Origin of the sequence: Microbacterium sp. AB, assembly GCF_032878875.1 — a bacterium.
Lineage (GTDB): Bacteria > Actinomycetota > Actinomycetes > Actinomycetales > Microbacteriaceae > Microbacterium > Microbacterium betulae.
In genome coordinates, this window is sequence record NZ_CP118157.1 from 1,909,408 (window position 1) to 1,933,871 (window position 24,464).

20 protein-coding genes are annotated in these 24,464 nt (G+C 71.4%); 5 read left to right on the forward strand and 15 right to left on the reverse strand.

What is annotated here, in order from left to right; all coding sequences use genetic code 11:
• Window positions 1-60 precede the first annotated feature (60 nt).
• The 4 genes from N8K70_RS09005 to secA2 form a co-directional block, all read right to left on the reverse strand.
• Complete coding sequence (locus N8K70_RS09005; RefSeq protein WP_317138013.1) at window positions 61-255, reverse strand: hypothetical protein; 195 nt, start codon at window positions 253-255, stop codon at window positions 61-63.
• A gap of 144 nt (window positions 256-399) precedes the next feature.
• Complete coding sequence (gene rpsD / locus N8K70_RS09010) at window positions 400-1,029, reverse strand: 30S ribosomal protein S4 (RefSeq protein WP_317138014.1); 630 nt, start codon at window positions 1,027-1,029, stop codon at window positions 400-402.
• A 177-nt stretch (window positions 1,030-1,206) separates the two neighbouring features.
• Entirely contained in the window at window positions 1,207-2,589 is a 1,383-nt protein-coding gene (locus N8K70_RS09015) for a replication-associated recombination protein A (RefSeq protein WP_317138015.1), read from the reverse strand.
• A gap of 49 nt (window positions 2,590-2,638) precedes the next feature.
• Window positions 2,639-4,963: an accessory Sec system translocase SecA2 gene (secA2, locus tag N8K70_RS09020; RefSeq protein WP_317138016.1), complete on the reverse strand. Its 2,325-nt coding sequence runs from the start codon at window positions 4,961-4,963 to the stop codon at window positions 2,639-2,641.
• 313 nt (window positions 4,964-5,276) lie between these two features.
• Between secA2 and N8K70_RS09025 the strand changes: the two genes are divergently transcribed.
• The 3 genes from N8K70_RS09025 (at window position 5,277) to N8K70_RS09035 (ending at window position 7,979) form a co-directional block, all read left to right on the forward strand.
• Window positions 5,277-5,576, forward strand: a complete 300-nt coding sequence (locus tag N8K70_RS09025; protein WP_317138017.1) for a dioxygenase — start codon at window positions 5,277-5,279, stop codon at window positions 5,574-5,576.
• Between the two features lie 88 nt (window positions 5,577-5,664).
• On the forward strand, window positions 5,665-7,293 hold the full coding sequence (locus tag N8K70_RS09030; RefSeq protein ID WP_317138018.1) for a DUF349 domain-containing protein: 1,629 nt from the start codon (window positions 5,665-5,667) through the stop codon (window positions 7,291-7,293).
• A 104-nt stretch (window positions 7,294-7,397) separates the two neighbouring features.
• Window positions 7,398-7,979 carry a hypothetical protein gene (locus N8K70_RS09035; protein WP_317138019.1) on the forward strand — a complete coding sequence of 194 codons (582 nt, stop codon included), beginning with the start codon at window positions 7,398-7,400 and terminating at the stop codon, window positions 7,977-7,979.
• On the opposite strand, the gene N8K70_RS09040 is transcribed toward N8K70_RS09035, so the two are convergent.
• The 10 genes from N8K70_RS09040 to gatC form a co-directional block, all read right to left on the reverse strand.
• Window positions 7,958-10,195, reverse strand: coding sequence for a RelA/SpoT family protein (locus N8K70_RS09040; RefSeq protein ID WP_317138020.1), 2,238 nt, complete (start codon window positions 10,193-10,195; stop codon window positions 7,958-7,960). The two genes, N8K70_RS09035 and N8K70_RS09040, sit on opposite strands and share 22 nt — an antisense overlap.
• Before the next feature lie 75 nt (window positions 10,196-10,270).
• Complete coding sequence (gene secF, locus N8K70_RS09045) at window positions 10,271-11,266, reverse strand: protein translocase subunit SecF (protein WP_317141204.1); 996 nt, start codon at window positions 11,264-11,266, stop codon at window positions 10,271-10,273.
• Window positions 11,263-12,960 carry a protein translocase subunit SecD gene (gene secD, locus N8K70_RS09050; protein WP_317138021.1) on the reverse strand — a complete coding sequence of 566 codons (1,698 nt, stop codon included), beginning with the start codon at window positions 12,958-12,960 and terminating at the stop codon, window positions 11,263-11,265. The genes secF and secD overlap by 4 nt, the downstream gene beginning before the upstream one ends.
• Before the next feature lie 47 nt (window positions 12,961-13,007).
• A complete protein-coding gene (locus tag N8K70_RS09055) occupies window positions 13,008-13,445 on the reverse strand; it encodes a preprotein translocase subunit YajC (protein WP_317138022.1) in 438 nt (145 codons plus the stop codon).
• A gap of 85 nt (window positions 13,446-13,530) precedes the next feature.
• A complete protein-coding gene (ruvB, locus tag N8K70_RS09060; RefSeq protein WP_317138023.1) occupies window positions 13,531-14,571 on the reverse strand; it encodes a Holliday junction branch migration DNA helicase RuvB in 1,041 nt (346 codons plus the stop codon).
• On the reverse strand, window positions 14,564-15,184 hold the full coding sequence (gene ruvA, locus N8K70_RS09065; protein ID WP_317138024.1) for a Holliday junction branch migration protein RuvA: 621 nt from the start codon (window positions 15,182-15,184) through the stop codon (window positions 14,564-14,566). The genes ruvB and ruvA overlap by 8 nt, the downstream gene beginning before the upstream one ends.
• A 46-nt stretch (window positions 15,185-15,230) precedes the next feature.
• A complete protein-coding gene (gene ruvC, locus N8K70_RS09070) occupies window positions 15,231-15,800 on the reverse strand; it encodes a crossover junction endodeoxyribonuclease RuvC (protein WP_317138025.1) in 570 nt (189 codons plus the stop codon).
• Window positions 15,801-15,896: 96 nt separating this feature from the next.
• Window positions 15,897-17,408, reverse strand: coding sequence for an Asp-tRNA(Asn)/Glu-tRNA(Gln) amidotransferase subunit GatB (gatB, locus tag N8K70_RS09075; protein WP_317138026.1), 1,512 nt, complete (start codon window positions 17,406-17,408; stop codon window positions 15,897-15,899).
• Window positions 17,408-18,922: an Asp-tRNA(Asn)/Glu-tRNA(Gln) amidotransferase subunit GatA gene (gene gatA, locus N8K70_RS09080; RefSeq protein ID WP_317138027.1), complete on the reverse strand. Its 1,515-nt coding sequence runs from the start codon at window positions 18,920-18,922 to the stop codon at window positions 17,408-17,410. The genes gatB and gatA overlap by 1 nt, the downstream gene beginning before the upstream one ends.
• A complete protein-coding gene (gene gatC, locus N8K70_RS09085; RefSeq protein WP_317138028.1) occupies window positions 18,922-19,221 on the reverse strand; it encodes an Asp-tRNA(Asn)/Glu-tRNA(Gln) amidotransferase subunit GatC in 300 nt (99 codons plus the stop codon). The genes gatA and gatC overlap by 1 nt, the downstream gene beginning before the upstream one ends.
• Window positions 19,222-19,279: 58 nt before the next feature.
• Here gatC and N8K70_RS09090 point away from each other — a divergent pair, with 58 nt between their 5' ends.
• Together N8K70_RS09090 and N8K70_RS09095 are read left to right on the forward strand one after the other, a co-directional pair.
• The gene (locus N8K70_RS09090; RefSeq protein WP_317138029.1) at window positions 19,280-20,986 is read left to right on the forward strand and encodes a long-chain-fatty-acid--CoA ligase; all 1,707 of its coding nucleotides are present in this window, start codon (window positions 19,280-19,282) and stop codon (window positions 20,984-20,986) included.
• A gap of 35 nt (window positions 20,987-21,021) precedes the next feature.
• Window positions 21,022-23,037 carry a beta-galactosidase gene (locus N8K70_RS09095; protein ID WP_317138030.1) on the forward strand — a complete coding sequence of 672 codons (2,016 nt, stop codon included), beginning with the start codon at window positions 21,022-21,024 and terminating at the stop codon, window positions 23,035-23,037.
• Between the two features lie 61 nt (window positions 23,038-23,098).
• On the opposite strand, the gene N8K70_RS09100 is transcribed toward N8K70_RS09095, so the two are convergent.
• Window positions 23,099-24,442 carry a glycoside hydrolase family 30 protein gene (locus N8K70_RS09100; RefSeq protein ID WP_317138031.1) on the reverse strand — a complete coding sequence of 448 codons (1,344 nt, stop codon included), beginning with the start codon at window positions 24,440-24,442 and terminating at the stop codon, window positions 23,099-23,101.
• Between the last annotated feature and the right edge of the window lie 22 nt (window positions 24,443-24,464).

Genomic DNA, 24,464 nt, shown 5'->3' on the forward strand with positions numbered 1-24,464 from the left:
CGTCCTTGCTGATGCGTGCGGAAGCGGCCGCCGGGCGGGCGGCCGGGGAACGTCAGGGGGTCAGGCGCGCTCGCCGGTCTCGTCGTCGCGGCGTGACGCCTCGGCGTAGTACGCGTCGGAGATGCGCTCGGTGAACTCTTCGATGCGGGCGTCGATCGATGCGAGCACCTCGTGACCGCGCGGGTCCTTGTTGAGGACGTGCGCGGCGACGAACCCGCCGACGATGCCGATCAGGAACCACAGCAGTCTCTTCATCTCATCCGTCCTCGCGGGTCTCGTCCGCCGGCGCCGCACCTCGCGAGCGGCGTCCGTCCATCCTAGTTGCGAATGGCGGCGGCGACGCGGGAGGGCGCCGGGGCCGAAGCCCCGACGCCCTCCCGGTCGCCCCGCCGTGCGGGATCAGCGAGCCGCGTAGTACTCGACGACGAGCTGCACGTCGCACGTGACGGGCACCTCGGCGCGCTTCGGCTGGCGCACGAGCTTGGCCTGGAGCTTGTCGAGCGCGACCTCGAGGTAGCCCGGGACCGGGGGCAGGACCTCGGCGTGACCGCCGGCGGCCGCGACCTGGAAGGGCTCGAGGCCCTCGCTCTTCGCCTTGACCTCGATGGTCTGGCCCGGCTTCACGCGGAACGACGGGCGGTCGACGATCTTGCCGTCGACGAGGATGTGGCGGTGCACGACGAACTGGCGGGCCTGCGCCGTGGTGCGGGCGAAGCCCGAACGGACCACGAGGGCGTCGAGGCGCACCTCGAGGAGCTCGACGAGGTTCTCACCGGTCAGGCCGTCGTGGCGACGGGCCTCGTTGAACGCGATGCGCAGCTGCTTCTCGCGGATGCCGTACTGCTCGCGCAGACGCTGCTTCTCGCGGAGACGGACGGCGTAGTCGCTGTCTGCCTTGCGCTTGGTGCGGCCGTGCTGGCCGGGGCCGTAGGGGCGCTTCTCGAGGTAGCGCGCGGCCTTCGGGGTGAGCGCGACGCCGAGCGCGCGCGAGAGACGGACCTTGCGGCGGTCCTGGGACTTGGTGACCATCGGTTTCCTTTCACGTGGCCGCGTCTGTCGCGGTCGCACGGACGTACATCGCTCTTCTCCCGCAGAGGGCGTACGCCGGACTGCCCAGAGGAATGCGAAGAGGGATGTGCCCGGATTTCGAGCCACCCGAGCTTATCAGACGGGGATGGGCGCCGCTCGCCGCGCGGCCGGGAGCCCTCAGGAGCCGAGGATGCGGCGGATCCGCTCGAGTCGCGCGGAGACCTCGCGCTCGCCGCCGTGGTTGGTGGGCTCGTAGTACCGGCGTCCGACGAGCTCGTCCGGGAGGTACTGCTGGGCGACGACGCCGAGATCGTGGTCGTGCGGGTACACGTATCCCTTGCCGTGCCCGAGCCGCTTCGCGCCCGCGTAGTGCGCGTCGCGCAGGTGCTTCGGCACGGGTCCCATCCGTCCCGCCTGCACGTCGGCCATCGCGGACGAGATGGCCGTGTAGGCCGCGTTCGACTTCGCGGCCGTCGCCAGGTAGATCGTGGCCTCGGCGAGGGGGATGCGCCCCTCCGGCATGCCGATGAAGGCGACCGCGTCGGCGGCGGCCACCGCGATCTGCAGCGCCTGAGGGTCGGCGAGGCCGATGTCCTCCGCGGCGTGGATGACGAGCCGGCGAGCGATGAAGCGCGGGTCCTCCCCCGCCTCGATCATGCGCGCGAGGTAGTGGACGGCCGCGTCGGGGTCGGAGCCCCGGATCGATTTGATGAAGGCGCTGATGACGTCGTAGTGCTCGTCGCCCTGACGGTCGTAGCGAAGGAGCGCGCGGTCGACGGCCTGGGCGACCTGCTCGGCGGTCACGACGGACGGCGCCGCCTCATCCTCCGTCCGGTCGTCGTCCTCGGCGCCTTCGTCCTCGGCGTCGTCGTCTTCCGTGCGGTCCGAGACCGCCACGGCCGCGCTCGCCTCCAGGGCGGTCAGCGCTCGGCGCGCATCGCCCGATGCGAGCTGGATGAGGGCGGTGCGCGCCTCCGGCGAGAGCGTCACCGCGCCCGCGAGGCCGCGCGCGTCGCTCACGGCCCGGTCGACGAGCGTCCCGAGGTCGTCGTCCGTGAGGGGCTGGAGGGTGAGCAGGAGCGACCGGGACAGCAGCGGGGAGACGACGGAGAACGAGGGGTTCTCGGTCGTCGCGGCGATGAGGATCACCCAGCCGTTCTCCACGCCGGGAAGCAGCGCGTCCTGCTGCGCCTTCGTGAAGCGGTGGATCTCGTCGAGGAAGAGGATGGTCGACTGACCGTAGAGATCGCGCTGGTTCAGCGCCTCCTGCATCACCTCGCGCACGTCCTTGACGCCCGCCGTGACGGCCGAGAGCTCCACGAACCGCCGGCCGGAGGAGCGGGCGATCGCCTGCGCGAGGGTCGTCTTGCCCGTCCCGGGCGGCCCCCAGAGGATGACCGACACCGTGCCCGGCTTCGTCGCGCTCGGGTCGGCCAGCGCGACGAGCGGCGACCCCGGGCGCAGCAGGTGCGACTGACCGGCGACCTCGTCGAGCGACGTCGGACGCATCCGCACGGCGAGCGGCGTCTGCCCCTGGAACAGCGCGGATGGGGAGGTCATCCCCCCAGGCTAGTCGCGACCTGGGACACCGTCCGGTCCGGCCCGCGCCTCACTCGATGCCGAGCACCTTCGAGCGGAAGGCGCGCCCAGCCCGGCCCGTGAGCCGATCGCCGGCGCTTCCGAGGGGGTCGTCCGTGATCATGTACGTCCACGTCGCCGACGGACGCCGTAGCCCGAGCTCCTCCAGGTCGCGGCCGACGTCATCCGGGCTCAGGCATGCCACGAAGTCCGCGGCATCGCGGAAGACCTTCTCGAAGAAGCCTGCGAACTCGCGAAGGGCGATGCGATGGAACTCGTCGGAAGGTCGCTGGCCCGCGAGGGCACGCAGATGTATCCCGTCCCGGACCTCCTGGAGCAGGGCGAGATGATCGGTCCAGTGGTCGTCTAGGTGGAAGAGCAGCACGCTCCGGACCGCTCCGGCCGTCGCGTCACGCCCTCTGCCCGCCTCCAGCAGCGCCAGATGGTCCGGGAGCTCGCTCCGCAGCGCTCCGACCGCCGCGTCTTCCGCCTCGAGCGCGTGGCGCCGTGCGAGGACGGCGGCGCGCTGCGCGGAGATCGCGCGGCTATAGACCCATGTGGCTCGGTGCCGATCGCGCCGCACCCCCGCGGCGATCCGCTGCGACGCGTCCACGATCGCGCGTCGGCGTGCCTGCGCCATCCCCGCACCGCGCCGCGCGACCTCCGCGAGCAGATGCGCCGGCGCGTGCGCCTGGACGAGCTCGTCAGCGAGCGCCGCCATGAGGACGCTCGAGCCGGGGTCGCCCTGCCTGCCCGCCCGCCCGCGGAGCTGGGCGTCGAGCCTGCCCGACGGGTACCTGCCCGCCGAGACCACGGCGAGCCCGCCTGTCGCCACGACGCGCTCGCGGTCGCCCTCGTCGGCGCCGCCCAGGCGGACATCCGTCCCGCGGCCCGACATCTGGGTGGAGATCGTCACGGCGCCGTGCTCACCGGCGCGCGCGACGATCGACGCCTCGTCGGCGTCGTTCTTCGCGTTCAGCACCCGCGGCTCGATCCCGGTGCGACGAAGGGCATCGGCGAGGGACTCCGACTCGGCGACGCTCTGCGTCCCGACGAGGACGGGCTGCCCTCCCCCGTGACGTGCGACGACCTCGTCGACGACGGCCGTCGTCTTCTCGATCCCGGTGAGGAACACGCGATCGGGCTCGTCGGCCCTCCTGTTCGGCTCTCGTCGTTCGACGCGCCCCGCCGGGAGCTCGTAGAACTCGAGCAGGTCTTCGGCCACCGCCAGCATGGTCCCGCTCATGCCCGTCAGCGTGGCGTACGAGCGGAGGAGATCCTGAATGGTGATGCTGTCCAGGATGATGCCCGGCGTGCTGATCGCGAGGCGTTCCTTCGCCTCCACGGCGGCCTGCAGACCGTCGGGCCAGCGTTGCAGACGGGCGACTCGGCCCCGGCTCGTGCTGACGAGCCGAACGGCGTCGCCCTCGACGAGGTAGTCCACGTCGCGTCGGAGGAACACGCGTGCGTGAAGAGCGAGGTTGACGCGCGTGAGGATGTGGATACTGTCTTCCGCGAAGAGGTTCTGGCCGCCGAGCATCCCCTCGATCGCGTCGATTCCCCGGTCCGTCAGCGAGGCGGTCGCATGGTCCGCGTCAACGGCGAAGTCCCGCCCCTCTTGGAGCCGCTCGACAAGACGCGTCGCCTCGTCCGTCTCGGGCCCGCGAGCGGCGTCGCTCCCCGCGAGGACGAGCGGGACCATGGCCTCGTCGATCATCACGGCGTCGGCCTCGTCGACGATCGCGACGTCGAGGACGGGCCGCACGCGCTCCGCCGGGTCGACGACGAAGCGGTCTCGGAGGACATCGAAGCCGATCTCGCCCACCGGCGCGTACACGACGTCGCTGCGGTACACGCGCCGCCGGACGTCCTGAGGCGTCTCCTGGCCCACCCAGGCCACGCTCATGCCCAGAAGCGCGAACAACGGGCCCATCCCCTCCGCATCACGTCGGGCGAGGTAGTCGTTCACCGAGACGACGTGCACGTGGCGGCCCTCCGCGGCGTGCACCGCAGCCGCGAGCGCCCCCACGAGCGTCTTCCCCTCGCCCGTGTCCATCTCCACGCCGTGGCCCGTGACCAGCGCGCAGCAGGCCAGCAGTTGCTCATCGAAGGCCTCCACGCCGATTGTGCGTCGCGCGGCCTCGCGCAGGGCGGCGAGCAGCCGCGCCGGCGGGGGCTCCGCGTGCGCCGCCCGGACGGACGTCGCCACGACCGCCTTCACCTCTGCATCGCTGCCCGCGCGCATCTCGTCGGCGAGGAACGCGGCTCGTCCGACCACGGGCGCGAATCGCCGGAACGACACGCTGCCCGGCCGCCCGATCGCCCGGGAGAGCCACGACGGCGCACCCGGCCTCATCCGCACCGTCCTCGCGCCGCCCGTCCTGCTTTCATGACACGACCCTAGGCCCGCGGTACGCGCCGACCTCCCCAGGCTCGTCGCGATCTCCGACACGGTCTGTTCCCGCCGTCGGCGAATTCGGCGACGTCGCCTCCGTTCACCTGACGGATTCGACCCGACTCGTCGTCCGAACCGGGTCGTTCTCGTCATTCGAGGCCCCGAACGGACGCGGTCCGCCCCGTCCGTCGCCCGGGGCGCGCCGTTTTGGCTGCGCGTACCGTGCGGCGTAGTCTCTTCCCCGGCTCAGACCGAGGGAGCGAAGGAGAATCCGTTGGCCACCGGTAAGAACCGTGACGATCGCGAGGCGCGTCAGCGCGTACGAGCGTACGAGGCCCGCACCCGGCTGCACGACGCTCAGGTCGCGCGCCGGAAGCGCGACAACATCGTCTCCATCGGCGCCGCGACCGTCATCGTCGCCGCCGCGATCGGCGCTCAGGCGCTCTTCTACTCCGTCGGGCCCGGCGCGCCGGAGCCCGCCGTCTCGCCGTCGCCCTCGGAGACGAGCGCACCCGCTCCGCTCGTCACGCCGGAGGGCTCGACGCCCTCGCCCGCCGCGACGCCGGCCGAGTGACCCGCGCGGCCCGCGACGGGGCGTCGACGCGTACTAGGCTGGGGCCGTCCTGTCCCCCTCCCGCGGGATCCCGCGCAAGGAGATTCCTGTGTCGACTTCCGATCACACCCCCGAGAACGACTCCGCGCCCCGGCCGGCGGACGAGCCGACCGTCGACGCGGATGCCGGCGTCGCGGACCCCCTGACGGCGAAGGCCGTCGCGGACAGCGCCGTCTCCGAAGGCGGCCAGGTGCCGGCGCCGAAGACGGATGCCGCGGAGGGACAGGAGGACGCCCCGGGGCCGATCGAGGCCGCGCCCGCCGCCCCGGAGACGGAGGCCGCACCCGCTCCCGCACTAGAGGAGCCATCTGCCGCGCCCGCCCCGGAGACCGCGCCCGCGCCGGAGACCGCGCCCGCGCCGGAGCCCGCGCCCGCCGTGACGGAGACCGCGCCCGCCGCTCCCGCCGCGGAAGAACCATCTGCCGCGCCCGCCACCCCGGGCGCCGTGGTCATCGAGGAGACCTGGGCGCAGGTCACCGAGAACGGCGTCGTCTCCGTCCGCGAGGCGGAGGGATGGCGTGTCGTCGGCGAGTATCCGGACGGCACCCCGCAGGAGGCGCTGGAGTACTTCGCGCGCAAGTTCGCCGACCTCGAGTTCAAGGTGCGGACGCTCGAGCAGCGTCACACGCGGGGCGGCGCGTCGGCCGGCGATCTGCGCAGCCAGGCCGCCCGTCTCCAGGGCGACGTCCGGGGCGCCGCCGCGGTCGGCGACCTGCAGGGACTCGAACGCCGCCTCGGCACGCTCGTCGAGACGCTGGCGGAGGCCACGGCCGAAGAGGCCGCCGCCGCGCGCGCGGCGGTCGAGGCCGCCGTCGTCGAGCGCACGGCGATCGTCGAGAAGGCGGAGGAGCTGGCCGCCCGCGATCCCCAGTCGGTGCAGTGGAAGCAGGCGACGGCCGACCTCGCCGATCTCTTCGCCGCGTGGCAGAGCCATCAGCAGAACGGCCCCCGCCTTCCGAAGGCTCAGGCGCAAGCGCTCTGGAAGCGGTTCCGCGACGCGCGCTCGACGGTCGAGCGTCGCCGCAGGGCGTTCTTCGCCGAGCTGGACGAGGTGCACAAGGCCGCGCGCGACGTGAAGAACCGGCTCATCGAGCGCGCCGAGGCCCTCGCGCCGCAGGGCGAGGACGGCATCCCCGCCTACCGCGGCCTGCTCGACGAGTGGAAGCGCACCGGACGCGCGGGGCGAAAGGCCGACGATGCGCTCTGGGCACGTTTCAAGGCCGCGGGAGACGCCCTCTACCGGGCACGCGCGGACCGCGACGCCGCCGAGCAGGCGGAGTCGGCTCCGCGCATCGAGGCGCGCACGGCGCTTCTGGAGGAGGCGAGGATCGTCGCCGAGACGAAGGACCTCACCGAGGCCCGGAGGATCCTCACCGGCATCCAGCGCCGCTGGGACGAGGTCGGCCGCATCTTCCCGCGCGACGTCGAGCGGGGTCTCGACGATCAGCTCCGCAAGATCGAGCAGGAGCTCAAGCAGCGCGAGGACGTCGACTGGAAGCGCAACAACCCCGAGACCAAGGCGCGGGCGAACGACCTCGGCGGGCAGCTGCGCGAGGCGATCGAGAAGCTCGAGACGGAGATCGCCGAGGCCGAGGCGACGGGCGACGCGAAGGCCGCGTCGGAGGCCAGGGAGGCCCTCGACGCACGCCAGGCCTGGCTTCGCGCGATCGGCGGCTGAGGAGCACGGACGCGGCGGCGCCACGCTCCGGACCGACCGTCCGGAGCGTGGCGCTGTCCACAGGCATGCACGCCACCCCGCGGTCGACCGGCACACTGGCCCGCATGCCGTCCATCGCCCCCGTGCTGTTCCCCGGACCCCGCTTCTCCGTCGCCGAGCTCCGGGCCGCGTGCCTCGACGGCGAGCTCATCCCGTTCGGCGCGGGGTATCTCCCCGCCGACGCGCCGACGCCGCCGTTCGTCCGCGCCGCCGCCATCGCTCCCTGCATCGCCTCCAGCTACGCGTTCGTGCGGCTCACCGCCGCATGGATCCATGGCGCGACGGATGAGCTCGGAGACAGGTGGGAGGTCCAGCGCGCCGTGCCGTGGCAGACGACCCGGATCGTCGACCGGAGGATCCGCTATCGCGATCAGGAGCTGCCGCCCGAGGACGGCGTGGTCCTCGCCGGCGCCACCGTCTCCACGCCGTCTCGCACGCTCGCCGACCTCGCCCGCGACGCCGTGCGTCCCGACCCCGTCGCGCACGACGCGGCGATCCGTCTCGCCGCCGACGCCTCAGCGTGCCGCGGCGCGCTCGCGTGGTTCGACGCGCATCCGCGGCGCACGCACGCCGTCGCCGCCGTCGCGTTCCTGCGCTCCGTCGGCGCAGCGGGAGACGACCGCGGTCAGGACGACGTCACGCGGTAGACGTCGTACACGCCGTCGATGCGCCTCACCGCGTTGAGCACCCGATCGAGGTGCACCGTGTCGCCCATCTCGAACACGTAGCGGGAGATCGCCAGGCGCTCGCGCGTCGTCGACACGTTCGCCGACAGGATGTTCACATGGTGCTCGCTCAGCGCCTTCGTGATGTCGGAGAGGAGCCCGGCCCGGTCGAGGGCCTCCACCTGGATCTGGACGAGGAAGACGCTCTTGGTCGTCGGCGCCCACTCGACGTCGATCATGCGCTCGGGGGTGTCCTTCAGCGCCGAGACGTTGGTGCAGTCCGCCCGGTGGACGGACACTCCCTGGCCGCGCGTGATGAAGCCCACGATCTCGTCGCCGGGGACCGGCGTGCAGCACTTCGCGAGCTTCACGAGGATGTCGTCGGCGCCGCGCACGAGCACGCCCGAGTCGCCGCCGCGGATCTTCCGCTGCGAGACGGTCGGCGGCAGATCCAGCGGGCCGGTGACGGGCTCCACCGTCTGATGCAGCGCGGTGACCTTCTCGAGCACCGACTGCGTCGAGACGTGCCCCTCGCCGACCGCGGCGTAGAGGGCGGAGACGTCCTCGAGATGCAGCTGGTGCGCGACGTCGCCGAGCGAGTTCTTGAGGTTCTGCAGCGGCATGCTGTTGCGGCGCATCGCTCGCGCGATGGCCTCCTTGCCCTGCTCGATCGCCTCGTCGCGACGCTCCTTCGTGAACCAGCCGCGGATCTTGTTCCGCGCACGCGAGCTCTTCACGAAGGTCAGCCAGTCCTGGCTCGGCCCCGCGTCGGGGTTCTTCGACGTGAACACCTCGACGACGTCGCCCGAGTTCAGCTGCGAGTCCAGCGGGACGAGCCGCCCGTTGACCTTCGCCCCCATCGTCCGGTGGCCGATCTCGGTGTGCACCGCATACCCGAAGTCCACGGGGGTGGCGCCGGCCGGGAGGCCGATCACGCGGCCCTTCGGCGTGAAGACGTAGACCTCCTTGGCGCCGATCTCGAACCGCAGCGAGTCCAGGAACTCGCCGGGGTCCTTCGTCTCCGCCTGCCAGTCGCTCAGGCGTGCGACCCACGCCATGTCGGTGTCGGAGGGACGCTGGTCGCTTTGGCCCGAGGCCATCCGCTCCTTGTACTTCCAGTGCGCCGCGACGCCGTACTCCGCCTGCTGGTGCATCTCCTGCGTGCGGATCTGGATCTCGACGGTACGGCCTCCGGGCCCGATCACGGTCGTGTGGAGCGAGCGGTACAGATTGAACTTCGGCGTCGCGATGTAGTCCTTGAACCGGCCCGGGAGCGGCGTCCAGCGGGCGTGGATCGCGCCGAGCACCGCGTAGCAGTCGCGCACGCTGCTCACGATCACCCGGATGCCGATGAGGTCGTAGATGTCGTCGAACTCCCGGCCCCGCACGACCATCTTCTGGTACACGGAGTAGAGCTGCTTCGGCCGTCCGACGACCATGCCCCGGATGCGGAGCTCGTGCAGGTCGACGTTCACGTCGTCGATGACGCGCTGCACGTACTGCTCGCGCTGCGGCGTGCGCTGCTTCACGAGGCTGTCGATCTCGTTGAAGATCTTCGGATAGAGCACCGCGAAGGAGAGGTCCTCTAGCTCCGACTTGATGGCCTGGATGCCGAGTCTGTGCGCGAGCGGCGCATAGATCTCGAGCGTCTCGGTCGCCTTCTTCTTCGCCTTCTCGGGCGGCACGAAGCCCCAGGTCCGCGCATTGTGGAGGCGGTCGGCGAGCTTGATGACGAGCACGCGGATGTCCTTCGACATCGCCACGATCATCTTGCGGACGGTCTCGGCCTGGGCGCTCTCGCCGTACTTGACCTTGTCGAGCTTCGTCACGCCGTCCACGAGGAGCGCGACCTCGTCGCCGAACTCCGCGCGCAGGTCCTCGAGCGGGTACCCCGTGTCCTCCACGGTGTCGTGCAGGAGCGCCGCCGCGATCGCCTTGGGCCCGAGCCCCAGCTCCGCGAGGATCTCGGCCACCGCGAGCGGATGGGTGATGTAGGGCTCGCCGCTGCGCCGCTTCTGGCCGCGATGCCGCTCCTCGGCGACCTGGTACGCCTTCTCGATGATCGCGATGTCGCCGCGAGGATGATTGGCCTTGACGGCGGCGAGCAGCCGGGAGAGATCGGCGTAACGCGGCGCCCGCGAGAAGATCCTCGGCACGAGCCTGCGAAGGCTCGTCGGGCTGGCCGTCGTGTCCGCCATCGCTCTCCTCCCCCTGCCCGCCGACGTGGACATCATCCTACGCCCGGACGGAGGGGCCCGAGACGACGACCGTCGTCACCCCTTCGCCTCGACGCGGGCGGTCTCCCGTGCGGCCAGGACGCGCGCGTCGCGCTGCGCGATCGCGGGCTCCCTCTCGCGCATGAGCGAGTACAGGGGGGCCGAGACGAAGAGCGTCGAGTAGGTCGCGACGAGGATGCCCACGAAGATGGAGAGCGAGATGTCCGAGAGCGTCTCGGCGCCGAGCCAGAACACGCCGATGAACAGGATGGCCGCCACCGGAAGCGCGGCGACGATCGAGGTGTTGATCGATCGGATGAGCGTCTGGTTGACGCCGAGGTTGACGGACTCCCCGAACGTGCGCGTCGACGTCTCGCCGTCCTCCGAGGTGTTCTCGCGGACCTTGTCGAAGACGACGGTCGTGTCGTAGAGCGAGTATCCGAGGATCGTGAGGAAGCCGATCACCGCCGCCGGGGAGATCTCGAACCCCGCGAGCGAGTAGACGCCGATCGTGATGACGAGCACGTCGACGAGGCCCACGATCGCGGCGACCGACATCTTCCAGGTGCGGAAGTAGATCGCGAGGATGACGAAGGTCAGGGCGAGGAACACGCCGAGCCCCCACAGCGACTGCCGCGTGACGTCCGCACCCCACGTCGGGCCGATGAAGGAGTCCGCGACCTCGGCGGCGGGCACGTCGTACGCCTCGGCGAGGGCGCTCGCGACCGAGCGCGTCTCGTCCTGCGTCATCTGCGACGTCTGCACGCGGATGTCCGACTCCCCGATCACGGTCACCCTCGCCTCGGCCTCGGGCACGACCTCCGCGACGACGTCGGTCGCGATCGCCTGGTCGGTCGACGACGGGCCGGAGACGGTGAACTGCGATCCGCCGGTGAACTCGATCGAGAACTCCACGCCGCGCAGGAAGGGCGCGAGGATCGAGACGGCGATCAGCGCGATCGCGATGACGAACCACAGCCGGCGGCGACGGACGAACGGAACGGACGCCTTGCCGGTGTAGAGGTCGTTGCCCCACTGCGCCATGCCCATCAGACGTTCTCCTTCTTGCCGCCGAGCTCCGCCGCGGCGCGCTCGGCCTCCTTGCGTTCGGCGATCGTCTGACGGCGCTCCGCCTCGCCCCGGGACCTCTTCGCCCGCGGCCCCGTCGCGGTCGGCGCCCGGAACTGCGCGCGGCCGCGGAAGACGGCGCCAAGCGCCTCGGGGTCGAGGCCGGAGAGCGGATGGCCGCCGCCGAAGAACCGGGTGCGGGCGAGGAGCTGCATGACCGGATGCGTGAAGATGACGAAGATCAGCACGTCGAGCAGGGTCGTGAGGCCCAGCGTGAAGGCGAAGCCCTTCACGGTCGCGTCGGCGAGGATGTACAGCACCACGGCCGCGAGGATGTTGATCGACTTCGAGATGTAGATCGTGCGTTTCGCACGCGACCATCCGTCCTCGACCGCGCCGGTGATCGTCTTCCCGTCGCGCAGCTCATCGCGTATGCGCTCGAAGTAGACGATGAACGAGTCGGCCGTGAAGCCGATCGTCACGATCAGCCCCGCGACGCCCGCGAGCGAGAGGCGGTATCCGATCCGCCACGAGAGGATGCACAGCAGGATGTACGTGAGTACCGCCATCACCCCGAGCGAGGCGATGATCACGAACCCGAGCGCGCGGTAGCTGATGAGCACGACGTAGAGCGCGACGAGGCCCAGGCCGATGAGGCCGGCGATGAGGCCGACCTGCAGCTGCTGGGAGCCGAGCGTCGCGGAGATCGTGTCGGAGGAGACGACCTCGAAGCTGATCGGCAGCGCGCCGAACTTCAGCTGGTCGGCGAGGGTCTGCGCCGTCTCCTGCGTGATGCCGGTGCCGGAGATGCTCGGCCGGCCGTTCGTGATGACGCCGTCCATCGTCGGCGCGGAGATCACCTGTCCGTCGAGGACGAACGCGAACATGTTGTACGGCTCGGTCTGCCCGTAGAGCTCCTGGCTCACGGTCGAGAACAGCTCGGTCCCCTCGTCGTCGAACCGCAGCTGCACGGCCCACTGGCCGTTCTGCTGGTCGACGACGGCCTGAGCGTCCGTGATGGCCGAGCCGTCGATCTCGAGCGGGCCGAGGAGGTATTTCGCCGTACCGCCCTCGTCGCACGCGATGAGCGGCTGGTCGTTCGCGACCGACGACTGGTCGGCCGGGTCGGCGCAGTCGTACGCGAGGAACTCGGCCTCGAGCGCGGGCGTGATCCAGTTGGGGTCGTTGCCCGCCGTCGGCTCGATCGTCGGCGTCGCCTCGAGCGAGGGGTCGGGCGTCGGATACGGCGTCGGCTCGCCGTCCTCCCCCACGAACGTCGTGGCGGCCTGCGTCGCGTACAGCACCTTGCGGAGCTGCATCTGCGCGCTCGCCTCGATCCGCTCGCGCGTCGCCTCGTCGGCCTCGCCGGGGATCTGCACGACGATGTTGCTCGCGCCCTGCGTCGTGACCTCCGCCTCGGACACGCCCGACGCGTCGACGCGCTCGCGGATGATCGTGACCGCCTGGCTCATCTGCTCGGACGAGGGGGATGCGCCGTCGGTCTGGGCCTCGAGCACGATCTGCGTGCCGCCCTGCAGGTCGAGCGCGAGCTCGGGCACCCAGGAGCTGCCCTTGAAGGCGTACACGCCGAGCGCGTTGATTCCGAAGAGGACGGCCGCGATCGCGAGGAGCCCGATGAGAGCGCGCAGGGCCCTGCGCACAGGAGAGAGTGTCGCCACGAAACGTCAGCTTTCCGGTCGGCCCGAGGGCCCGTGATCAGGAGATGTCAGGCCTTGGGCTTGTCTTCGCGGGGAAGGTCGTCGGCAGCGGCGCCGTCGAGGTCGTGCGCGCCCTGCGGGGGACGGGCCTCGTCGGTCGTCGTCTCGACGTCGGCGCCGCTGAGGTTCTCGAGGCTCTCGGCCGCGTCGGCCGTGTCCTCCTCCTCGACGACGGCCTCCGTCTCGGGCGCCAGGTCGATGGCCTGCGCGTGCACCTCGACGACCACGTCGGGGGCGATCTCGATCTGCGCGGGCTGGGTGAGGTCGTCGGCGTCGAACTCGACGATGGTGCCGAACAGGCCGCTGCGCGTCATGACGCGCGCGCCCGGCACGAGGCGGAGCTGGCGCTGCTCCTGCTCCTCCTTCAGCTTCTTCGTCCGCCGCCGGGAGCTGACGAACATGAAGACCAGGAGTGCGGCCAGGACGACGAGGAGCAGATAGTCCATAGAGGAGGCGCCTTTCAGACGAGCACGAGCCGTCATCGGCCCTGGGGGGACGACGCCGGAGAGCCCGGCGCGAAGTCTTCAGTGATTATAGGTCATCGAGCTTCAGCGCGGTCTGCCCCTGCCCGGTGTGCGCGACGCCGAGATGCTCGTAGGCCTCCGGCATCGCGACGCGGCCGCGCGGTGTGCGCCCCATGAAGCCGATGCGCACGAGATACGGCTCGACGACGCTCTCGACCGTGTCGGCCTCCTCGCCGACCGACACCGAGAGCGTCCCCAGCCCCACGGGCCCGCCGCGGAAACGACGCACGAGGGCGTCCAGGACCGCGCGGTCGAGGCGGTCGAGGCCGATCGCGTCGACGTCGTACAGCTCCAGCGCCGCGTGCACGTCGTCGATCGTCGCGGCCGCCCCTCCGGCGTTCACGAGCGCGTAGTCGCGCACACGGCGCAGCAGCCGGTTGGCGATCCGCGGCGTCCCGCGCGATCGCCGGGCGATCTCCGCGCGCTGCGGACCGGCGAGGTCCATGCCGATGACCCGCGCGGATCGGGCGATGACGCGTTCGAGCTCCTCCGGCTCGTAGTACTCCAGATGGGCCGTGAACCCGAAGCGGTCGCGAAGGGGGTTGGGGAGCAGCCCGGACCGCGTCGTCGCTCCGACGAGCGTGAACGGCGCGAGGTCGAGGGGGATGCTCGTCGCGCCGGCGCCCTTGCCGACCATGATGTCGATGCGGAAGTCCTCCATCGCGAGGTAGAGCATCTCCTCCGCCGTGCGCGCCATCCGGTGGATCTCGTCGATGAAGAGGACCTCGCCCGGCGTGAGGCTCGACAGCAGCGCGGCGAGGTCGCCCGCGTGCTGGATGGCCGGACCGCTCGACATCCGCAGGGGCCTGTCGCTCTCGTGGGCGACGATCATCGCGAGGGTCGTCTTGCCCAGGCCCGGCGGGCCGGCCAGCAGGATGTGGTCGGCCGGCCGGGCCTGGATGCGTGCGGCGTCCAGGAGCAGCTGCAGCTGGCCGCGGACCTTCTGCTGGCCGACGAACTCCCCCAGGCTCGCCGGGCGCAGCGCGCCCTCGATCGCGAGCTCGGTCTCGTCGACCGGCTCGGGCGAGGCGATGTCGCGCTCAGCCACGGGCCGCCCCCGCCTGGGCGGGGCCGAGCGCGGCGAGAGTGAGGCGCAGCAGCGCCTGCACCGACGCACGGTCGGCGTCCGATGCGGCCTCGGCCGCCTGCGCGACCGCGTCCGACGCGACCCGCTCCGGCCATCCGAGCCCCGTCACCGCATCCACGACCTGACCCGCCACGTCGTGAGACGCGGCGGGCGGACGCGCGGCGGAGGGAGACGACGCCACGAGCTTCCCCTGCAGCTGCAGCGCGATGAGCTTCGCGGTCTTCGGGCCGATGCCCGAGACCTTGCGGAAGGGCCTGTCGTCCTCGCCCGCGACCGCCTCGGCGATCTGGTCGATCGTGAGGCTCGACAGGACCCCGAGAGCCGACTTCGGGCCCACGCCGGTCACGCCGAGGAGGAGGCCGAAGACCTCGAGCTCCTCGCGCTCGGCGAACCCGAAGAGCGCCAGCAGGTCCTCGCGCACGACGAGGTGGGTGTGCAGCCGCAGCTCCTGCCCCGTCCGCGCCGTGCGCGCGACGTCAACGGGGACGGAGACGGAGAGGCCGACTCCGCCGACCTCGACGACGACGCCGTCGGCTCCGGAGGCCAGAACGGTACCGCGCAACGACGAGATCATAGGGGGAGTCTACGGGGCGAGTCGTACGTATGTTCGAGCGACACGCTCATCGGGCGACGGCCCCGCGGCTGCCGGCGCGCTTCTCCGCCTCGGCCCACGCCCGCTGCGCGGGCGTCAGGGCCTCTCCCCGGGCGGGGACGGACGGAGCGCCGCGCCACGCATGGCACAGCGCGAGCGCGAGGGCGTCGGCCGCGTCGGCGGGCTTCGGCAGCTCGTCGAGACGCAGCACGCGGGCGACCATGGTCTGCACCTGCAGCTTCTCCGCCGAGCCGTAGCCCGTGATGGCGGCCTTCACCTCGCTGGGCGTGTGAGTCGCGGTGGGGAGCCCCGCCTCGGCCGCGACGAGCAGCGCGATGCCGGCCGCCTGGGCCGTGCCCATCACCGTCGACCGGTTCTGCTGCGCGAAGACGCGTTCCACGGCGACGACGTCGGGAGCGTGCTCGGCGAGCACGGCCCGGATGCCCCGCGCGATCACGACGAGCCGCTCGGCGACGGGCGCGTCCACGGGCGAGCGCACCACGCCCAGGTGCACGAGCGTCGCCGAGCGGTCCGGACGGACGTCGACGACGCCGACGCCGCAACGGGTGAGGCCGGGGTCGATGCCGAGGACGCGCATGCGTGCCACCCTACCGTCGCGGGAGCTGCGGGCACCGGTGCGACAGACGGGTCGGGTCCCGCGAACGGACGATCGCGGGACCCGACGACGCCTCGCCTACTGCACGCGCTCGAGGATGAGCTCGCGCACGCGGGCGGCGTCGGCCTGCCCCCGCATGGCCTTCATCACGGCGCCGATGATGGCGCCGGCCGCCTGCACCTTGCCGTCCTTGATCTTCGCCAGCACGTCCGGCTGCGCCGCGAGCGCCTCGTCGATCGCCGCGATGAGCGCCCCGTCGTCCGACACGACGGCGAGGCCGCGGGCGTCCACGACCTGCTGCGGTGCGCCCTCGCCGGCGATGACGCCCTCCAGCACCTGGCGGGCGAGCTTGTCGGTGAGCGTGCCGGCGTCGACGAGCCCCTGGAGGGCGGCGACGTCGGCGGGGTCGACGAGGTCGGCCGGCTCCCTGCCCTCTGCGTTCGCGATGCGGGAGATCTCGCCCGTCCACCACTTGCGGGCGGACGCCGGCGACGCGCCTGCGGCGACGGTGGCCTCCACCTCCGCGACCAGACCGCCGTTGGCGACGTCCTGGAACTCGAGCTCGGTGAACCCCCAGTCGGCCCTGAGCCGGCGGCGACGCGTCGCCGGGGGCTCGGGCAGGGCCGCACGCAGCTCCTCGATCAGCTCGGCCGACGGCTCCACCGGAAGGAGGTCGGGCTCGGGGAAGTACCGGTAGTCGTCGGCGTCCGACTTCGGACGGCCCGGCGACGTCGTGCCCGTGTCCTCGTGCCAGTGACGCGTCTCCTGCGTGATCGTCCCGCCGGCGTCGAGGATCGCCGCCTGGCGCTGGATCTCGTGGCGCACGGCGCGCTCCACCGAGCGCATCGAGTTGACGTTCTTCGTCTCGGTGCGCGTGCCGAGCCTCTCCGCCCCGCGCGGGCGCAGCGACACGTTCGCGTCGCAGCGGATGTTGCCGCGCTCCATCCGCGCCTCGGAGATGCCGAGACCCCGGGCGATCTCCCGGATGGTCGCCAGATACGCCTTGGCGAGCTGGGGGGCGCGGTGCTCCGCGCCGAAGATCGGCTTCGTGACGATCTCGACGAGCGGGACGCCCGCCCGGTTGTAGTCGACGAGGGAGTGCTCGGCACCCTGGATGCGGCCGGCGGCGCCGCCCACGTGGGTGAGCTTGCCCGCGTCCTCCTCCATGTGGGCGCGCTCGATCGGGATGCGGAAGATCTCCCCGCCCTCCAGCTCGACCTCCACCTCGCCCTCGAACGCGATGGGCTCGTCGTACTGGCTGATCTGGTAGTTCTTCCCGAGGTCGGGGTAGAAGTAGTTCTTCCGCGCGAACCGGCTCGACGGCGCGATCGAGCAGCCCAGGGCGAGCCCCAGGCTGATCGACGAGCGGATCGCCTCCGCGTTCACGGTCGGCATGGAGCCGGGAAGCCCCAGGTCCACGGGGGCGATGAGCGTGTTGGGCGCCGCATCGTGGAAGGCCTCGTTGGCGGGGTTCCCCGCCTCGGAGAACATCTTCGTCCTCGTGTTGAGCTCGACGTGCACCTCGAGGCCGATCACCGGCTCGAACAGCTCGAGCGCCTCGTCGAAGTCCATCAGCTTGGCCGCGGCCATCAGCGCACCCCTCCCTCGAGGACCGGAGCCCGGTCCAGCAGTCCGCCGCCCCACTCGTCGAGGAGCAGCGCCTCGAGCGCGGCGCCGACGCGGTAGAGCCTGGCGTCCTCCCGAGCCGGAGCGAGGAACTGGACGCCCACGGGAAGCCCGTCGTCGGAGGCGAGACCCGACGGGATGGAGATGCCGGGCACGCCGGCGAGGTTCGCCGGGATCGTCGTGAGGTCGTTGAGGTACATGGACAGCGGATCGTCGATCCGCTCGCCCAGACGGAACGCCGTCGTCGGCGCCGTGGGGGTCGCGATGACGTCGACGCGGGCGAACGCGTTCGCGAAGTCCTGCTGGATGAGCGTGCGGACCTTCTGCGCGCTGCCGTAGTACGCGTCGTAGTAGCCGGCCGACAGCGCATAGGTCCCGAGGATGATGCGCCGTTTGACCTCCGGCCCGAACCCCGCGTCGCGCGTGGCCGACATGACGTCCTCGACCGTGCCGCCGGGCACGTCGACGCGCAGGCCGAAACGGACGGAGTCGAACTTCGCGAGATTGCTCGACGCCTCGGCGGGGAGGATCAGGTAGTACGCGGCGACGGCGTACTCGAAGTGCGGGGCACTGATCTCGACGAGCTCCGCGCCCTGCGCCTCGAGCCTCGCGAGCGAGGCGCGGAACGACTCCGCGACGCCCGGCTGGAAGCCCTCGTCGGGCAGCTCGGTCACGACGCCCACCCGCAGCCCCGCGAGGACGTCGCCGCGCGCGCCCTCTCGGGCCGCCTCGGCGAAGGAGGGCCAGGCATCGGAGAGCGACGTCGAGTCGTGCGGGTCGTGCCCGCCGACGACGTCGTGCAGCAGCCCGGCGTCGAGCACCGTGCGGGTCACCGGGCCGACCTGGTCGAGCGACGACGCCAGGGCGATCGCGCCGTAGCGGCTGACGCCGCCGTAGGTCGGCTTCACGCCCACGGTGCCCGTGACGTGCGCGGGCTGGCGGATGGAGCCGCCCGTGTCGGACCCGAGCGCGAGCGGCGCCTCGAACGCGGCGACGGCCGCGGCCGACCCGCCGCCCGACCCGCCGGGGACCCGGTCGAGATCCCACGGGTTCCGTGTCGGGCCGTACGCCGAGTGCTCGGTGGAGGAGCCCATCGCGAACTCGTCCATGTTCGTCTTGCCGAGCGGCACGAGGCCGGCCTCCCGCGAGCGGGCGACGACGGTCGCGTCATAGGGCGAGCGATACCCCTCGAGGATCCTCGAGCCGGCCGTCGACGGCATGTCCGTCGTGACGAGCACGTCCTTGATCGCGAGCGGGACCCCGGCGAGAGGGCCCAGCCGCTCCCCCGCCGCGCGGCGGCGGTCGATGCCGGCCGCCACGTCGAGCGCGCGGTCGCTGACGTGCAGGAAGGCGTGCACATCGGCGTCGACGGCCGCGATCCGGTCCAGGTGCGCCTGCGTCGCCTCGACGCTCGACACCTCGCCCGAGGCGAGCTTCTCCGCCAGATCCGCCGCGCTGAGCCGGATGATCTCGCCCATCACTGCTCCTCGCCCAGGATCGCGGTCACGCGGAACCGGCCGTCGTCGGCGTCCGGCGCGTTCTGCAGCGTCTGCTCGATGGTGAGCATCTCGCCGACCTCGTCGGCGCGGAAGACGTTCTGCAGCGGGATCGGATGGCTCGTCGCGCTCACGTCGTCGGTGGCGACCTCGCTCACCTTGGCGATGCCGTCGACGATGGCGTCGAGTTCTCCGGTGAGGCGCGTCACCTCCTCGTCGTCCAGCTGGATCCTGGCGAGCACACCGAGATGGCGCACGAGATCGGGGGTGATTTCAGACACCCGTCAAGTCTAGGCGGTGGCTCCCGCCCCCCGAGCGCGCGCCGCATAGGGTGGACGGGTGACGACGCCGTTTGATCCGCCTCGCCCCTGGGTGACCTCGTACGCTCCCGGCGTGCCCGAGGACCTCGCCCCCGTCGAAGGCTCGCTGCTCGATCTCGTCGACGCCTCCGCGAGGGATTTCCCCCACGCGCCGGCGCTGCAGTTCTTCGGACGGGTGACCGACTACGCGACGCTGCGCGCCGACATCGATCGCGCGGCGGCCGGCCTGCTCGCCCGGGGCGTGAGGAAGGGCGACCCCGTCGCCATCGTCCTGCCCAACTGCACGCAGCACATCGTCGCCTTCTACGCCGTGCTGCGCATCGGCGCCGTCGTCGTCGAGCACAACCCGCTGTACACCGCTCGGGAGCTGCGCAAGCAGTTCGAGGACCACGGCGCGAAGCACGCCATCGTGTGGAGCAAGGTCGTCGCCACCGTGCGCGCCTTCCCCGCCGACCTCGCCGTCTCGACCCTCGTGTCGGTCGACGTCACCACCGGCATGCCCCTCGCCATGCAGCTCGCCCTGCGCCTGCCCGTCCCGAAGCTCCGCGAGAGCCGCGCCCAGCTCACGGAGAGGGTGCGCGGGGCGGTCGAGTGGGAGCGCATCGTCCGCCACGAGCCGCTCCCCTCCTCCCATCCGCGCCCCGGAGCCGACGACCTCGCCATCATCCAGTACACGAGCGGCACGACGGGCGATCCGAAGGGCGCCGCCCTCACGCATGGGAACCTCCTCGCCAACGCCGCGCAGGCCCGGGCGTGGACGCCGGAGGTCTCGCGCGGCGAGGGGACGGTGGTCTACGCGGTGCTGCCGATGTTCCACGCGTACGGGCTCACGCTCTGCCTCACCTTCGCGATGTCGCAGGCGGCGCGCCTCGTGCTCTTCCCGAAGTTCGACGCGGACATGGTGCTCGCCGTGACGCGGAGGCTCCCCGCGACGGTGCTGCCCCTCGTGCCGCCGATCGCGGACAGGCTCCTGGCGCGCGCCCGCGAGAAGGGCGTCTCGCTCTCCGGGACGCGCATCGGCGTGTCGGGGGCCATGGCCCTCGACGAGACCCTCGTCGTCCCGTGGGAGCAGGAGACGGGCGGCTACCTCGTCGAGGGCTACGGCCTGTCGGAGTGCTCGCCCGTGCTCATCGTCAATCCCGTGGCCGAGAACCGGAAGGCCGGCACGATCGGCCTGCCGCTGCCGGGCACCGAGGTGCGCGTGGCCGACCCGGACGATCCCGCACACGACGCGGCGCCGGGAGAGCCCGGCGAGCTGCTCGTCCGCGGGCCTCAGGTGTTCGGCGGCTACTACGGCAAGCCGGAGGCGACGGCCGCCGTCTTCCACGAGGACTGGTTCCGCACGGGCGACATCGTCACGATCGACGCGGACGGCTTCGTCACGATCGTCGACCGCATCAAGGAGCTCATCATCACGGGCGGCTTCAACGTGTCGCCGACCGAGGTCGAGATCGCGCTCCGGCAGCATCCCGCCGTCGTCGACGCGGCCGTCGTCGGCCTTCCCAGCGAACGCAGCGGCGAGGAGGTCGTCGCGGCCGTGGTCGTCGACGGCGACCCGGCCTTCGACGAGCAGGAGCTGCGCGCCTTCGCCCGCCGCATCCTCACCCCCTACAAGGTGCCCCGACGCGTCTTCGTCGTCGACGACCTCCCCCGGTCGATGATCGGCAAGGTCCTGCGCCGTCAGGTGAGGGAGAGACTCCTCGCTCGCCTATCTAGTGACCAGTAGGTAAGCTGGGGCTCCCGAACGACGAAGGAGTCCCCGTGGACAAGCTGCTGTACGGGTCGGCCTACTACGACGAGTACATGCCGACGGACAGGATCACGACCGACACGGAGATGATGCGCTCCGCCGGACACAACGTGGTGCGCATCGCCGAGTCGACCTGGAGCACCCTGGAGCCGCAGCCCGGCGTCTTCGACTTCTCCCACGTCGACCGCGCGATCGACGCCATGGAGGCGGCGGGGATATCGGTCATCGTGGGGACGCCCACCTACGCGGTGCCGACGTGGCTCGTCGCCTCCCACCCCGACGTGCTCGCGGAGACGAGGGCCGGCACCCCGCACTACGGCGCGCGGCAGATCATGGACATCGCGCACCCGGCGTACCGCTTCCACGCCGAGCGCGTCATCCGCGAGCTGATGAAGCACACCGCGCAGCGCAAGGGCGTCATCGGATTCCAGATCGACAACGAGACGAAGCACCACGGGACCGTGTCCGCCCCTGTCCAGCGGGCATTCGTCAGGCACCTCCGCGAGGAGTTCGACGACGACCTCGACGCCCTGAACAGGGCCTTCGGGCTCGACTACTGGTCGAACCGCGTCGACGCGTGGGAGGACTTCCCGGACGTCCGCGCCACGATCAACGGCTCGCTGGGCGCCGCCTTCGACCGCTTCCGCCGCGGGCTCGTGGAGGACTTCCTCGCGTGGCAGGCGGGGATCGTGCGCGAGTACGCGCGGGACGACCAGTTCGTGACCCAGAACTTCGACTTCGACTGGGGTCCGGGCTGGTCGTACGGCGTGCAGCCGGCCGTCGATCACTTCTCCGCCGCCCGCACGGTCGACATCGCCGGCGTCGACATCTACCACCCCACGCAGTCGCGGCTGACCGGCGCGGAGATCGCCTTCGGCGGCGACATGATGCGCTCGGTGAAGGACGGGGCGAACTACCTCGTCCTCGAGACGCAGGCGCAGGGGCAGCTCGGATGGCTCCCCTACCCCGGGCAGCTCCGGCTGCAGGCGTACAGCCATCTCGCAAGCGGCGCCGACGGCGTCATGTACTGGCACTGGCACTCGATCCACCATTCCTTCGAGACGTACTGGAAGGGCGTGCTCTCGCACGACCTCGAGCCGAACCCCGTGTACGAGGAGTCGGCGGTCGTGGGCCGGGAGTGGGAGAAGCACTCCGACGCCCTCCTCCACCTGCGCAAGCGCAACCGCGTCGCGATCATGGTGTCGAACGAGGCGCTCACGGCGCTCACCTGGTTCACGCTCGAGACCGGCTTCATCGACGGGGCCTTCGGCTCGTCCCGCGGCTACAACGACGTCGTGCGCTGGCTGTACGACGCGCTCTTCGCCCTGAACGTCGAAGTCGACTTCGTCCACGCCGAGGGCGGCCGGCTCGACGACTACGACCTGATCTTCACGCCCGCGCTCTACAGCGCGCCCGAGAGCACGCTCGAGCGGCTGCGCGAGTACGTCGCGGACGGCGGCCACCTCGTCTCGACGTTCCGGACGGCTGTGGCGAACGAGCACCTCGAGGTCTGGCACGATCGGGCGCCCCACCTCCTCACGGACGTCTTCGGAGCGACGTACAACCAGTTCTCGACCCCCGACGGCGCGGGCGTGACGCACGACGGCTCGACCACTCCCGCCGAGATCGTGCTGGAGCTGCTCACCCCGCTCGACGCCGAGACGCTCGCCTCCTACGACCACCCCGCCTGGGACCGGTATGCGGCCGTCACACGGAACCCCTTCGGGAAGGGCGAGGCGACCTACCTCGGGACGAAGCTGTCGGACGAGGCCACGAGGAGCGTCCTGACCGACGCGCTCCGCCGCGCGGGCGCGTGGTCGTGGCCGCAGGAGCTCGCCGGGACCGTGACGGTGCGCCAGGGGACCAACGGGCGAGGCCGCCCGCTCGTGTACCTGCTCAACTACTCCCCGGACGACGTCGTCGTGGCCGCTCCCCTCGACGGGACGTCCGTGCTCGACGGACGCGCCGTCTCGGCGGGCGACGAGCTCGGCATCCGCCCCTGGGATCTGGTCGTCCTGGAGGGCTGAGGGGCGACGCACGCGAAGGGGGTCGGGCGAGAGGCCCGGCCCCCTCGCGGGAGACCGCGGCTCAGGCCGTCAGCGTGAAGGAGTTCAGCGAGCGCGGCTCCAGGGTCGCGGTGAACGTCGGGAAGCGCCCCGCAGGATCCTCGAAGCGGAAGTCCTCTGCGCGCTCGAGCGCGTTCTGCACGACCACGGCGAGCGATCCGTCGGTGTTCTCGTAGGCCGAGCCCTGCGCGCAGTAGCGCCCCGTGACGTCGAGCCGCACGGCGCCGGGCCGCACGACCGAGGAGTAGTGCTTGAGGACGTAGTACTCCGGATTGCGGGTGAAGGAGCCGCCGTCCGCATCGATCGTGAACAGGGAGTTCTGCGGCCAGCCCCACGTGCTCAGGCCGCCGGGCCTCAGCGCCATGTTCCAGTACGTGTAGCCCGTCGCTCCGTGGTGCAGATAGTGCCGTACGAGGTGGAAGACGTACTCGGCGTCCTCCCACGCGTTCGATCCGAATCCGCACTCCGACTCGGTCTGGATGATCTCGAGCTCGGGCCACGCGTCGCGGGTGCGGGCGATCGCGTGCTGCCCCGCCCACTGATAGCCGATGCCCGCGATGTGCTTCCGGGCGTCGTCGTCGAACAGGATGTGATCCACGAAGCGCGCGTAGTTCGTGAGCTTCTGCCCCGTCGCCGTGAACGCCATGTCCTCGGGTCCGTTGAGCGTCCCGAGGAACACGCGGACGTCGAGGCCCGCCTCCTCCACCGCGGGCCCGAGGTGGTCGCGGATGAAGACGCGCAGCTCTTCGGCGCTCCACACGCACGAGGGGAACTTCTGATCCGCGAACACCTCGTTCTGCACGTGGATCTGGTCGACGCGTATGCCGCGCGCGGCGTACTCCTCCACGAAGCGGACGAAATAGCGTGCGTACGCATCGAGGTTCTCCGCGGTCATCACGATCCGCCCCGAGTTGTACACGGGCGGGTCCTTCATCCACGTGGGAGGGCTCCAGGGAGAGCTGTGGAGCAGCATGTCCGGCTGATACCGCTGCGCCTCACGGATGTACGGGATCACCGCCTCCTCGTCGCGCGCGACGCTGAAGTGCTCGAGCGCGAGGTCGCCCGGCACCTCGTCGTAGCTGTACCAGGACGCCGCGAAGTCGTTGGCGCCGATTGCGGAGCGGTTGACGCAGAGGTTCAGCTCGTCGGGATGGAACAGCTCGCGGAAGACCGTCGCGCGGTCCTCCTCCCGCAGGGCGGAGATCGCGAGGTGGCCGAGCTCGTTGAACGTCCCGCCGAATCCGCGGATCGCCTGACCCCTGCCCCCGGTGAGCGTGAGGCCGCGGTCGTGGGCGGCGCCCGCCGTGACGGCGCCGCCGTCCGTCCATCGCGCGTCGGGGGTGGACTGTTTCCAGGCGAACGTCACGTCTGCGCTCCTTCGTGCCGGG